At 45.6% G+C, this 15,994-nt stretch carries 2 protein-coding genes and 1 pseudogene; all 3 read left to right on the forward strand.

What is annotated here, in order from left to right:
* On the forward strand, window positions 1-2,775 hold a 2,775-nt coding region (locus tag O0V13_RS20840), incomplete at its 5' end, for a glycine-rich domain-containing protein (RefSeq protein WP_442780945.1).
* Between the two features lie 150 nt (window positions 2,776-2,925).
* Window positions 2,926-15,627, forward strand: coding sequence for a glycine-rich domain-containing protein (locus O0V13_RS20845; protein ID WP_268036955.1), 12,702 nt, complete (start codon window positions 2,926-2,928; stop codon window positions 15,625-15,627).
* A gap of 175 nt (window positions 15,628-15,802) precedes the next feature.
* Window positions 15,803-15,994: pseudogene (locus O0V13_RS20850) on the forward strand (hypothetical protein); the annotation flags it as partial.

Here is a 15,994-nt window from a genome sequence, read left to right on the forward strand (position 1 = left end):
ACCCCTGCTTTATCAGCTGGTCCCCCATCTGCAGACCCAGCAGTGCTCTGTATTTCTACCCCACTGACGATCACGATTCCTACTGTCGGTGCAACTGGAATTGAACCTGAAGTAACCCCAGGCTCCTATGGTTTACCGGAAGGAGTGACAGCAACTTGGGCTGCCAATGTGATTACAATTTCTGGCACCCCTACAGTAAGTGGAAGTTTCGCCTATACAATTCCCTTAGAAGGCCCCTGTGGTTCAGCTGATGCCACTGGAAATATTTCTGTAAATGGAGTTGCCTTTCCAATCACTTCTATTTCAGCAAATAACCCTAGTTCGCCAGGTTCACCATCAGTTATTACAGTGAGGAGTCCTAATTTTTTACTTGGTCAAAGTTATACTTTGACTTATGATGCTGTAGGTGCAAATCCTGCAACAGGAGTATCTCGAACGGTAACCGCTTCAGCAGATGGAGTTTTATCCTTCAATACTGCAAACCTCTCAGCAGAAGGTGTAAGTGTTTTGACAATTAATAGTATTTCGGAAACAGGAGATCCTTGTCCATTTTTCCCACCAGCTTCCAATACCGTCCGTTTTGGGATTGTCTGTCAAGAAACATATAATGCTGATGGTACTTTTTATGTCCCTGCTGATGTATTTGAAGTGACAGTTGAAACATGGGGTGCTGGCGGAGGAGGCGGAGGAAGGTCTGGATCTGATGGTGGAGCTGGCGGAGGGGGTGGCGGAGCCTATTCTGCAAGTACATTTGAAGTTTCTGCTGGAGAACCTATTGGAGTTTTTGTCGGATCTCCTGGATTAGGAAGTAATAATTCAAACACAAACAGACCAAACGGTGAATCAAGCTGGGTAAGTAGAACAAACAATATTTCTGACGCAATAGTATTAGCTCAGGGTGGACAGTCAGTAAATAATAATATTCTTACTGGTGGCCAAGGAGGCCAGGCCTCAGGAGGAATTGGAAATACAACTTATTCAGGAGGGAATGGAGCAAATGGTGTGGATGGATCAAGTGGATATGGAGGAGGCGGAGGTTCTTCAGCAGGAACTGGAACAAATGGGAACAACGCATCAAACGTAAATGGTGCTGCAGCACCTAGTGGAGGGGGAAATGGAGGTAATGGTCGAACCAGAAACCAAAATACAAATGGTCTTTCTGGAACTAATCCACCAGGAGGTGGTGGAGGTGGTGCCGGAAGAAACAATTCATCTCGAACAGGAGGCGATGGAAATCCTGGCCAAGTCATAATTACCTATATCTGCCCTAGACCGCCTGATCCTGGATGTTCAAGCATCATTGATGATGGGTCTGTTTCTGGCTTTACCGTGATTCGATTTGATGCAGACTGTTCATGGGAAGCTCCGCAAGGATTGGATGAATTTGAGGTCTTGGTCATTGGACAAGGCGGCGGCGGCGGCAGGGGCACCTCTGCTGGTGGTGGCGGTGGCGGTGCTATCGAACAAAGATCCTATAATGGAATCACCGCGGGAGGGAATCCCGGATTTGCAGCGGGAACAACTTTCACCATCAATGTAGGAACCGCAGGAGGTTCGGGATCAACTAATGTAAATAGCCAAGGTCAAGATGGAGAAGGATCTTCTTTTAATGGCCCGGCATTCACACATTCCTCTGGCACTTTCTCAGGCCCGATTTCTGCCACTGGAGGTGGTGGTGGCGGTTCCTCAGGAAATGCTGCCGCAAGACCAGGAAGAAATGGAGCTTCTGGTGGAGGCGGTGCCACTTCAGAATCAGGTACCGGAACTGGAAATAGAGGAACTGGAAGCAATGGTAATAATGGAGGAGACTCTGATTATGAAGGTGCAGTTATTGGACCTGGCCGTGCCGGTGGAGGTGGTGGTGGTGCTGGATCTCCTGGATCCAATGGAAATGCATACAACATTATTTTTGGGCTTTTTGGAATTGGAAATGGAGGAAATGGAGGAAATGGCATTTTATCTGATATATCCGGAAGCTCAACCTTCTTTGCTGCAGGTGGGGGAGGCACTGGAAGTGGTGCAGGTTCATCAGACGGAGGTGGAGGAAGTTCAGGTGCCGGTGGAGATGGAAACGGAAGTGGATCTGGAGGAATTCCAACAACAGCAGGCTCAGGTGGGGGAGCTGGAGCAGATAATGGTGGACCAGGAGCATCAGGAGTCGTCTTTATCCGTTACCCAAACTACCGTATTCTTTCAGTAGAATACCTCTATTTCGAAGCTGAATACAATAATGCTCTACGATCCGGTGACCTCACTTGGGCCACTGCCAAAGAATGGGAAAATGATCGTTTTGAAATTGAGCGCTCTGTCAATAATGTCACCGATTGGGAGAAAATCGGAGAGGTAGCGGGAGCTGGTTATTCCGATGGACCAGTTGAATATTTCTATCAAGATCTAAAACTACCACTAGCCGGAGGAGATATTTTCTACCGATTGAAGCAGGTGGATTTTGATGGTGATTCTACCTACAGTGACACCAAAGCTATTCAGGTAGACCCAATGTCAGGGACTACCCACTGGAGAGTCTATCCAAATCCAACTACTGGAGATTCATTCTCCATTGAGATTCTTGATCCTTCCGCTTATCGTGATGAAGCGATTACACTACGAGTTATTGCCCCAACAGGCCAATTTGAGATTTTCTTGGTGGACGACATTCGTTCAATGGGAACTCAGGTTTCGGATTGGTTTCGTAAACAAGCTGCAGGAGTATATACTATAGAAATTGCCTGGGGAGATAAGCGCGAATATCACAAAGTGATTTTGAGAAGATAAAAATCGAAATTACCCACCCTTTTAGTTTCTATTTTTGATTCAAAATTTTTGGGAAGGATATAAAAGAACACTAAGATAATAACGAAAATTATTTATAAAATACATTTTTTTGTATATTTAATGTCTAAAAAGGTTCTCTCAGCGGAAAAAATGCAGACCCATCACTTTATTAAATCCCTAGTTGGATTGATTGTCCATTTGAATTCCAGCATCAAGTTTGGAAATGGAAGTGATTTTTTCTTGATTGGAGGCAATAATTTGGCCTGCATGCAGTTAAGACGATTTTTCCATTCTCTTTTTTCAGCCCATTCTTTTTCTAAAAAAGGCTTGATTGGCTTGGTGATGGGGATGTTTTTTTTAGTAGGAGGTGCAGAGGTTTGGGGACAGTGTACAAATACAGAAACATTTGATTCTTCCGGAAATACGACTTGGACGGTACCAGCCGGAGTAACCTCCATTACCATTGAAGCCTGGGGCGGCGGCGGCGGTGGTGGTGGCTCATATAATTATTGGTTTTGGGGCAGTGGTGGACCTGGAGGCGGCGGCGGCGGCGGTGCTTTTTCTACAAGAACCGTTACAGTCTCCGCTGGGTGGGTCCTTGACATAACGGTGGGCGCTGGAGGAGCAGGTAGGGACGGTGACGATGGATTAGATGGCGGTAATTCAAGTGTAAGAAGAGGTGGAACCACATATGTACAAGCTAATGGTGGTGGTGGTGGACATATGGATGGAACCAGAGGAAATCGTGGAAACGGTCAAACTGGTACCATCACACCTGGAAGCAATGGACAAAATGCACCTTCTAACCGAGGTGGAAATGGTGGAAACGGTGGAAATGGTGGAAACGGAGGCTCTGGCCAAAATAATGATGGTGACGGTGGTGATGGGAATGCTCTTGGAGGAGGTGGAGGAGGTTCTAGAACAACCTCTATCTTTGTAACACATAGTGGCGGTGATGGTGCCCGTGGTGAGGTAAGAATCTCCTATAGCGTTGCACCTCCGAATGCTGGTACTATATCAGGAGCCCAATCAATCTGCGAAGGGGGAGATCCTGTAGCGCTTACCAGTACTACAGCCGGAACGGGTTCGACTTATGTTTGGGAAAGGGCAGTTAGCCCTTTTAGTACTTGGATACCGATCAGTGGTGCTACCTCAGCTACTTATAATCCACCTTCAGGCTTAACTGTTACCACTCAGTATAGAAGAATCTCAATTGCCACTGCCGGTTGTGAGGCTGCCACTACACCTATTCAGGTTACCGTACAAAGTGCTCCAAATGCAGGATCCATTTCAGGTACTCAAAACATTTGTAGTGGGGGTGACCCTGGAGTAATTTCAAGTACTTCAGCCGGAAGTGGAGTTTCCTATCGCTGGGAGCTAGCCGTAAACCCTTTTTCTACTTGGACTACAATAGGAGGAGCAACTGCGGCAAGCTATAATCCTCCTGCTGGATTGACAGCCACAACCCAGTATCGTAGAGTTTCAATAAGCTCTGCAGGTTGTGAAAGTGCTACTGTCCCGGTTCAAGTAACGGTAGATCAACCTCCGACAGCCAGTGCCGGTCCAGCATTAGCAGGAATTTGTCAAGGACAAACCACTCCGTCAATGGGTGGATCTGTGGGTGGATCTGCTGGAGGAGGAACTTGGAGCGGAGGCTCCGGTTCATGGACCAACGCCAATAGTCCTGCGAATGCCACTTATACTCCTGGAGCATCAGAAACAGGGACTATCACCCTAACCCTAACCACAGTTGGTGGAAGTTGCGGAGTAATTACAGCCACAAAAACACTCACAATTACCAATAGTCCGACAGCTGATGCCGGAGGAACTTTGGCAGAAATCTGTGATGGAGAGACTTCTGCTCCAATGGGAGGAAGTATAGGAGGTGCCGCTACAAGTGGTACATGGACCAATTTGAATGGAACCGGTACCTGGACCAATGCAAATAGTCCTGCGAATGCAACCTACACAGCCGGACCAAATGACAGTGCTTTGGGCCTTATCACTTTGCAACTCACTGCAAGCGGTGGATCATGTAGTGATGTTTTGGCAACCAAAACTATCACAGTAAATCCTGGTAAAACGACGACTTCAGTTACCACTGAGACTATCTGCTTTTTTACTGGAAATGTAAATCTTACTCATGCAACAACCGGAGTAACCGGAATAAATGGTGATGGAGTAGATGGTGCTAATGGCTTGCCAACTGGTGTGAGTGCTACTTTTAATGCCTCTACAGGAGAAATTAGTATCACAGGTAATCCTACAGACCTAGGAACCTTCAATTACAACATTGAATTGTTGGGGACATGCGGAGTTGCGGCTGCAACAGGAACCATCATCGTGGAAGATTGCGGATGTGTAGAAACCTTAGATTACGATTCCAATCCTACTGGGACTTGGGTTGTACCCAATGGAGTTACTGAGATTATTGTTGAGGCCTGGGGCGGAGGTGGAAGAGGTGGTAGAAGAACTACCGACGGTTATGGTGCTGGCGGTGGTGGAGGCGGATATTCAAGATCTCTAATTTCTGTAAGCCCTGGAGACGTTTTCAATTACTCAGTAGGTGCAGGTGGAAACAATTCGAACATAAATGGCGGAAGCTCAATATTTGGTTCAAATCTGGTCGTCGCAAATGGTGGTCAAGGAGCATCGAATAATTCCTCCACCGGTGGTAATGGTGCCGGATTAGGAATAGGCGATGTAAGGCAATCTGGTGGAGATGGAGCAAATGCAGATAACTCCGGAGGTAGTCGGAGAAGTGGAGGAGGTGGATCTTCGGGGGGACCTGGAGGAAATGGTATTGATGCTACAAATCAAAATGGAGCAATTGCTCCAACAGGTGGCGGATCGGGAGGAAATGGGGTTGCCAACACCTCCACTAATACATTAGGCGGCCCTGGAGATGATCCGGGAGGTGGAGGGGGAGGAGCCCGAAGAAATGGCTCCAGTCAAGATGGTGGCGATGGTGGTAAAGGACAAATTACACTAACCTATACTTTGGTCGCCGGGATCGTTAATGGACCCCAATCTATCTGTGTCGGAGGCACTACAACATTTACCTCCACAATGGGCGGAGGTGTTTGGTCCTCTTCTGATGAAACCATTGCGACAGTTAATTCAACAACGGGAGAAATCACAGGAATAAGTGCTGGCGCTGCCAACATACGCTATACCATTACGGGATGTTCTGTGGCCACCTCCACTAGAACTGTTTTTGTTAATGCACCAATAAGCCCAGGCACCCTCAGTGGAGATCAGGACATTTGTGTTGGTGGAGACTCCCAGCTTTTATCATCTACTGCCTTTGGTACCTGGTCTTCAGATAATCCTTCCATTGCGACAGTTTCCAGCTCAGGCTTGGTCATGGGAATTTCTGCGGGGACAGTTGATATCTTTTATACACTTCCAGCCAGTGGTGGCTGCCCAGCTCCCGAAACCAGTATTAGCATAACTGTGACATCACCCCCTGATGCGGGAATACTAAGCGGAACACAAGAAGTTTGTGAAGGAGGAACTCAAACATTCTCCTCTACAATTACAGGTGGTATTTGGTCATCCGGAAATCCAACCGTTGCAACAGTAAACCCTTCCACAGGACTTGTAACAGGGGTTTCAGCAGGTTCAGCCATTATTACTTACACCGTTTCCGGTTCGGGGGGCTGTCCAGATGCCTATGAAAATAGATCCATCACTGTTACTCCTTTAGCAGATGCAGGTACCTTAAGTGGCGCTGATGAACTCTGTGTAGGACAAAACTCTACCTTCACCTCCACAGCTCTTGGGGGAATTTGGACTTCAAGTAATCCGGCGGTTGCCTCGATCAATAGTTCAACGGGAATTGTTAATGCTCTTTCTTCAGGTACAACAACCCTAAGCTATACAGTCGCAGGCTCTGGAAGCTGCCCAAGTGATGTAGAAACTCGTAACCTTACGGTTAATGCGTTACCAACCCCTTCATTCACTGCCCAACCTACAGGCGTGGTATGTTTAGGAGAAGAGGTAACTTATTCCACTCAGTCCGGTCAAATAGGATACGACTGGCAGATTTCAGGAACAGCAGGAACCGATTACACAATAACTTCTGGTGGCACCAGTACAGATGATTCTCTTACACTAACTTGGTTAACCCAAGGAACAAAACAGGTATTCCTAAGCTATTCCAATTCAAGCGGATGTACTGCAGCCACATATATCAATAATTCGGTTTCAGTTAGTCCACTACCAAGTCCTTCATTCAATATTGAGCCATCTGGCGAATATTGTCTAGGTCAGTTGGTGACTTATACTACTCAATCAGGCCGATCAAACTACGCTTGGACTATTGATGGAACGCTAGGTTCAGATTATACAATTGCTGCTGGCGCAGTTAATACTAATTCTATTTCCATCGAATGGTTGACAACAGGTTCGAAAACCGTTACAGTTAATTATGAAAATGCCAGTGGTTGCGCAGGAGCGAGCCCTGCGTCAAACACAATCAATCTTAACGAAAGGCCTACTCCTACTTTCACTTCGGCACCTTCGGGAGCAGTTTGCATAGGACAAGAATACACCTACACGACGCAATCCGGAGCAGGAATATCAGATTTTGAATGGTTAGTTTCTGGCGTAGAGGGAACTGATTTTAATTTAGTTTCTGGGGGGACCAATACTGATAATTCAATTTCAATTGTTTGGTTGACCGATGGTGAAAAATCCGTTGGGGTAAATTATAAAAATTCGAGTGGTTGTGAAGGAGTCTCCCCAGCCATTAGTACAATTGACTTAGATCCTCTACCTGTACCAACCTTCACTGCTGAACCTTCTAACCCAACTTGTATAGGAGATCAAGTAACTTATACGACCGAGTCTGGTCAATCCAATTACATTTGGTCCGTTTCGGGTGTTGAAACAACAGATTACACCATCACAGCGGGTGGTATTAGTACTGGCAGCAATACAGTCACTATCGAGTGGTTAACCGATGGAGATAAAACCGTGACTGTTGGGTACACAAATACAAACGGATGTGTTAGCGGCTCTCCTGCCTCCAATACTATCACGTTAGATCCACTACCCGTTCCCACATTCATTGCCGAGCCTGCAGATCCGGTATGTATCGGAGAGGACGTCACCTACACCACAGAGTCAGGACAGTCGAATTATAACTGGACCGTATCCGGTACAGCAGGAAGCGATTACACTATTACTGCAGGAGGTATTGGTACAAGCAGCAATACCGTTACTATTCAGTGGTTGACTGATGGTGCAAAAACAGTCACCGTTAATTACTCGGACGCAAATGGGTGCACAGGGGTCTCACCTGCCTCAAACACTATCAATCTGGATCCTCTTCCCGCTCCAAGTTTCACCGTGGAACCATCCAATCCGGTCTGTCTAAATGATGTAGTAACCTATACAACTGAAGGTGGTCAATTAGATTATGATTGGGTTATTCCGGGTGTGGAAGGTACTGATTACACAATTACCGGAGGGGGAATTGGCACTAGCAGCAATACTGTGACCATCCAATGGTTAAGTCCGGGAAGCAAGACTGTTACCGTCAACTATTCAGATGCAAATGCTTGTTCTATAGCTATCCCAGCCTCGAATACAATTGAAATCAGTACTCCTATTTCTATTGATCCAGTAATTGATCCGGGTCAGCTCGGTGATACGGAATGTTTTGGGGATGGTTTTGACCCGATCACAATCACCGCATCTGGGTCTGGATTAACTTACCAATGGTACCGTAAACCAGATAATACGGATATTGGTATTGATCCGGGTACAGCTGTAACTGGTGCCACTTCGGCTACATTCACACCACCATCTTCTCCTGAAGGTATTTCATACTATTATGTGGTAGTATTGGGTACTTGTAGCGGACCAACCCCTTCTGAACTCACAGGTGCCTATATCGTTTCTCCTTCAGGAACTTCTATTAATACTGACTTGGATTCTTCGGCTCCCGATGAAATTTTCTGTTTGGGGGCAGGCACCTTTTCTCAACTTGAAATTTCCGCCACAGGAGATGGTGGCATTCCAGCTAGCTACCAATGGTATCAAAATACTACAACTGATAATTCAACTGGAGTTTTAATCACTGGAGCAACCGACCCAACATTCACTCCTCCTTCAGATGCAAGCGTAGCCGATGGATTGCCAAGATATTATTATGCCACTGCCACCAGCCCAAGTTGCGGAACGGTAACTTCTTCTATCTCAGGAGCATTTATTGTCAATCCATTAACATCTATTGACTCCGAAGATCTTACTGGGGAGACCATTTGTGATGGCCAGGGTCCATTTAGTCCTATTTCTGTTAGCGCTTCAGGAACTGGAACCTTGTCTTATCAATGGTACACCAATACTACCGGAGTAATCAACACTGCGGTGGATACAGAGGTAGGTTCTGATTCGAATGAATTTACTCCACCATCTGACAATGCTGACGGCATTCCAAAATTCTATTATGTAGTAGTCTCAAGTGCTGCAGGATGCGGACCTGATCAGACTTCTGTTATTTCAGGAGCCTTTGTGATGAATGAATTGCCTGTTCCAACTTTGACCCCTAATCCTACCGGTGAAATTTGTGTTGGCACCTCCATCACTTATACCACAGAGTCAGGTCAATCCAATTATGTCTGGACCGTACAAGGAACTGAGAATTCAGATTATACTATTACAGGTGGAGGTAATACCAATGACGAGTCTTTGACACTTACTTGGTTGACCGATGGGACAAAAGAGGTAACTATCAATTATAGCAATTCAAACAATTGCGCTGCTGCCAATGCAACGAGTATTTCAACCATTGTCAATGCGCTGCCTATACCAACTTTCACCTCCGCACCTCCTGCTGAGATTTGTGTGGGAACTTCCGTAATCTATACCACCGAGTCTGGTCAATCCAATTATGTTTGGACTGTTCCGGGAACTCCCGGAACAGATTACAATATCACTGCCGGCGGAATTAGTGCAACTGACAATTCGGTTACCCTAACTTGGTTAACAGAAGGATCCAAGGATGTTTCAGTAAGCTATACCAATGGAAACAACTGTACCTCTGCCACCGCAACAATCAATTCTACAATCGTAAATGCGCTTCCTGAGCCAACATTCACAACTGCACCTCCAGTTGAGGTCTGCGTTGGCACTTCAGTAACCTACACCACCCAGTCAGGTCAATCCAATTATACTTGGGCAATTCCAGGCACTGCAGGTACTGATTACACAATCACCGCAGGCGGAATTGGAGCATCCAACAATACGGTGACCCTGACCTGGTTGACGGATGGTACGAAAGCCGTGTCAGTTAATTATACCAATTCAGATAATTGTTCTGCTTCGGCAGCCATTGTCAATTCAACCATTGTCAATGCACTTCCTACGCCAACATTCGTAGCTCCTCCTCCCTCCGTGGTTTGTGTTGGAGAATCAGTTACCTATACTACCCAAAGTGGACAATCAAATTATGTTTGGGTAGTGCCGGGAACAGCTGGAAATGATTATAATATTACCGCTGGTGGAATTGGTACAACAGACGAAACTGTAACTCTTACTTGGTTGACTCCTGGAACAAAAAATGTATCCATCAATTATACCAATTCTTCAAATTGTACGGCTACCGCGGCGGTGGTTAATTCCACAATTGTCAATGCACTTCCTACACCTACATTCACGGCTCAACCTTCAGCCGATGTCTGTGTTGGCAGCTCGGTTACTTATGCTACTCAGCCAGGTCAGGATAATTATACTTGGACAGTGTCAGGTACTGCCGGAACAGACTACACTATCACAGCTGGAGGTATAGGGCAATTTGATAACTCAGTCACCTTGACCTGGTTGACAGGCGGCACCAAGAATGTATCTGTCAATTATAGCAATTCGAATAATTGTACCGCCGCATCGGTTATCGCCAATACCATTGATGTTATCCCACTCCCGGTACCAACATTTACAGAGGCTCCTACAGCAGACCTCTGTATTGGAGCTCCAGTGACCTATACTGCAGAGCCGGGCCAATCCAACTATATCTGGACAGTGCCAGGTACTGCAGGAACAGACTATAACATAACATTAGGAGGAATAGGAACAGCTGACAATTCGGTGACTTTAGTCTGGCTAACAGCGGGTACAAAAGATGTTAGCGTGAACTACAGTAATGCTGGTGGATGTACAGCCGCAGCAGGTGTGACGAATTCGACTGATGTCAATGTAACACCTGTAATTTCAGATATTTCCGGAACCATTATTTGTAGCGGAGACACCTTTACCGTGACTCCTCAAAACGGAACAAATGGCATAGTGCCTTCGGGCACTACCTATACCTGGACTGTTTCTCCAAATGGAAATGTAACCGGAGAATCCAATCAGTCCAGTCCTCAAACTAGTATTTCACAGACCCTGTCCAATACTTCCCTTGTAGATCAGACGGTGACTTACACAGTCACCCCTACTACACCAGATGGATGTGTGGGAAATACTTTCGAAGTGGATGTATTGGTAAGACCTGTAGCGACAGTAAATCCAATCTCCAATCAGGATGTCGGATGTTCTGGCCAATCCACCACAGCTGTGAATTTTACGGGGAATGCAGTCGCAGGTGTAGTTTACAATTGGACGAATAGCAATCCTGAAATTGGATTGGCAGCATCTGGTACTGGAAATATTCCTGCCTTTGAAACTGAAAATGCTACTTCTGGTCCAATTACCGCTACCATTACCGTGACGCCAACTGTCAATGGTTGCCCTGGACCTTCAGAATCTTTCACCATCACCGTAGATCCTACTCCTGTCATTACATTACAGACGGATTATTGCGCAGTGGATGGAAGCGTGCTTCTCGTAGCAAGTTCAAATGTAACTGGTACCACATGGGAATGGAGTACTGGAGAGACAACTTCTTCCATTTATGTCGATATCGCTGGTTCCTATTCAGTAACAGCCACCTCACCGTATGGGTGTACCAGTACCTCTTCTGTCAGCATCGCAGAAGAATTGATTGTAGATGGATCCTTTACCAATTTTGATCCTAATAATCCAAGTTTCTTTACTGAATATATACAAGCAACAGGGTATTATCAAAGTGGAAATGGAGGAACTGGTTTGTGGCCAGAAGGATACTATGCTGTAGATGAAAATGCCTATGGGACCACAGCAACAAATCCTCAAGGTTACCATACTAACTTCCATGGCAGGGACCATACCAACAATGCCACTGGACCAAGAAATTTCATGATGGTAAATGGGGGACAATTAATTGGCAGTCCTTTAAGACAGCCTGTTATTTGGCGACAAACTGTTCCAGTAGAACAATTTACGGAGTATTATTTCTCTGCCTGGGCCATGAATTTGAACCCTGGTTCGCCTGCTAGACTACAGTTTAAAATCAATGGGCAATTAGTGGGTACTGTGCTAGATTTGAATACTGCACCCAAACCTGGTTCCGAAACAGAGGTAAGCTTGGACAACTGGAGAGAATTTAGATCTAACCCAAGCTGGAGTTCAGGATCTGCCACAACAGCTATCATAGAAATAGTAAATCTAAATCCTACAGAGTCAGGAAATGATTTTGCCTTAGATGATATTTCCTTCGGCACACTTTCTCCATTTATTAGATTAACCTCTGATCCTGGAACCGACGACAGCCAGATTATCTGCGAAGATTCTCCAATTGTAGATATTGAATATGCCGTGGGTGGAGGATTGGACGGACCATTAGTCACTGGTTTGCCTCCTGGCATTACAGCCACCTGGAATGGAGTGAATTTGAGAATCAGTGGATCTCCTACTACCCCAGGTGATTACACTTACGAGGTATTTACTACTGGATCTTGTCAGCAAGTACGTGTCGAAGGTTTGATTACGGTAAAAGATGTCCCTGATGCAGGAACTATCACGAGCGATCAAACCATTTGTGAAGGAGATACACCTGCCTCCATCATCGGTAGTGCGTATAGCCCTCAAGACGCCGGAGCTGTGATTACCTATCGATGGGAAATGAACACCGATCTTTCTACTCCCAATTGGTTAGATGTCCCCGGTAACCCGACAAGCGTGGACTATGCTCCTCCTATTTTATCAGAAACTACACAATATAGAAGATATAGCATATCCACCGTCAATGGGCTTTCTTGTGAGGGACCAGCATCTGATCCGGTTACGATCACTCTTCAAAGCGAGCCTCAGGCAGGATCCATAGCTGCAGATCAAACGATCTGTGAAGGAGAAAATCCTGTGGCATTTACCAGCACCGAAGATGGCACTGGTGATGGCACCATCACTTATCGATGGGAATTTACCAATGCTTCTAATCCAGGCTGGAACACTATCTCAGGAGCCACTGAAACAACCTATGATTCTCCTGCTTTGACAGAAACTACTCAGTTCAGGAGGGTAACTATTTCAACTCTAAATGGTGCTTCTTGTGAATCAATACCGGCCAATCCAGTCGAGGTAATAGTCACTCCTGAAAATACAGTCGATCCCGTAAATCCAGATCCTCCTCTATGCTTGGATGTTCCTCAACCAGTTACCATTATCCATACTTCTACCGGTGCCACAGGAATTGCCAATGAAGGAGTTGCCGGTGCGAATGGCTTACCTCTTGGTGTAAGTGCAGCATTTAATTCTTCAACAGGGGATATCACGATATCTGGCACTCCAAGCGAAGTAGGAATTTTCAATTACAATATTCCTTTAACTGGAGGATGTGGATCGGTTAGTGCCACTGGTACCATCACCGTAGATGACCCTTCCTATCCTATTTCCAATATCATAGTGGATAATCTACCAGTAGGATCAGCTCCTCCCTATATTTCAACATTTACTGTTTTTGGACCCGAACTCACTCCGGGTGATTATGAAATAAATTATAGCACCAGTGGTGCAAATGCGATTGCAGATCAAACTATCACTGTTACCGTCACCTCTGCTGGTCAGTTTACATTCCAATCCCAGCCATATTCTAATGAGGGTACTACTATTCTGACCTTAAATTCCATTCAAGGAATTACTGATCAATGTCCATTCTCGGTTCCTACAAACAATACTGCCCCATTTGGTATCAATTGTAGCACAGAATATCTGGAAGCAGATGGAGATGCAACATATTCTGTACCTGCGGGTGTCACTGAGGTCACTATTCAAATATTTGGAAATGGAACTGGAGGAAATACGGCTTCTCAAACTATTCCTGTTGTCTCTGGTGGCCAGATTTTCTTAGTATTTGATGCGACTGATAATATCTATGCTACGGAAGTTTCTCCATCTGAACCTGCAGCAGATAGACTTGCACAAGCCATTGTTTCGACAACAGGACCTAATGGAAGAATTGTCATAACCTACGACTGTACTACTCCACCTCCATGTAGTGGTACAGGAGATGTCTATCAATATACTGACTCAGAAGGCTACACAGTGATTCGAATAACAGGCGATTGTTCTTCTTGGAATTGGACGGCACCGGATGGTCTTGATGAATTTGAAGTACTAGTGGTCGGTGGCGGAGGCGGTGGCGGCTTTGGTGATGCTGCTGGAGGTGGCGGAGGTGGAGCTGTAGTTTATCAGCATTATACAGACATAACCATGAATGGATTGCCTGGTTTGCAAGGAGCTACTTTCCAGGTTTCTCCAGGAGGACAAGGTCTGGGCTCCACCAATGTAAATCAGCAAGGTGGAGATGGAACAGGGTCCACATTCACCGGTCCTAACTTTGATTATGCTGGTGGTAATACTTCATATGACCTTAGTGCTGCTGGAGGGGGCGGGGGGGGCTCTTCAAGTACCAATTCTTCAGATCGAGGAGGCTCAAATGGTGCCTCTGGAGGTGGCGGTGCTACTTTTGGTAGCAATACTTCTTCTGGTGGAACTGCAAGCAACGGAAATAATGGTGGAGCAGCTTTTGGCGAAAGTTATGGCGGAGCAGGTGCCGGTGGTGGTGGTGCAGCAACCGCAGGGGGAAATGGTTCTGGAGATGCATCTTTGATGAGTTCTGGATCTGGAGGAAATGGATTATTGCAAACAATATCTGGGGAGAATGTTTACTACGGAGCAGGAGGAGGAGGAACTTCTTTTGGCGGGACTGTGAACGAACCAGGTATGGGCGGAAGTCCATATTCAGGAGCAGGAGGAGCCACATTCTATGCCGGTGGTAGAGGAAATAATACTGGAACAGGACTTCCTGCTACCACCTATGGCTCTGGCGGTGGTGCCGGAAGAACGGGAGGTAGCAACGGTTTTCAAGGTGTCGTCTACATCCGCTATCCGAACTTTAGAATTTTGCCTCTGGAATATCTCAATTTTGATGCTTATTACAATGCCAATATTCGATCTGGAGACTTATCCTGGACTACTTCCAAAGAATGGCAAAATGATCGATTTGAAATTGAGCGCTCTGTCAATAATGTCACCGATTGGGAGAAAATCGGCGAGGTAACGGGAGCGGGCTATTCCGATGGACCAGTTGAATATTTCTATCAAGATCTAAAACTACCACTTGCTGGAGGTAATATTTTCTACCGATTGAAGCAGGTGGATTTTAATGGAGGCTGGACCTACAGTAATACTAAATCCATCCATGTGGAACCGATGAGTGGAATTACCTATTTCCGAATATACCCTAATCCGACCCCTGGCTATCCATTTGAAATAGAATTGATGGATTTCGGTGCTTATAATGATGAGCAAATCAGTCTTCGCATCATTGCTCCTACTGGCCAATTTGAAACTTTCCAAGCCAATGGGCTACAAAATATGGGAACCCAAATATCAGAATGGTTTCTCACAAAAGCCGCTGGTGTCTATACATTGGAGATTTCCTGGGGGGAAAAGAAAGAATATCACAAGATCATCTTGAAAAGGTAGGATAATTTAGTCGGATTCAATCTCTTTTTACAAGGATCACCAAAAGCCCGAAGAATCAAGTTATAATTCTTCGGGCATTTTTTGATATTCTATTCAGGATACCCGTTTTATCAATAATTATTTAAATGCATTTAAAATATGACATTCATCTTAGCATAAGCCAATCACAAGTACCATGAAAAAAAAATTAGCAATCGCATTAGGGTTGGGCTTTGCCACTTTCTCCTGTACCGACACTGATCCCGAGATAATTAGCGCTATCCAAATCAGTACCGACTCAGAAACCCTTAGCCAAAGAATCTCCAAAGAAGGAAGTGGGTTGATCGGGATTACAAACCCTAGTATGGTAACAAACAGAATCACTGAG

The organism is Algoriphagus sp. PAP.12 (genome assembly GCF_026652115.1).
GTDB lineage: Bacteria > Bacteroidota > Bacteroidia > Cytophagales > Cyclobacteriaceae > Algoriphagus.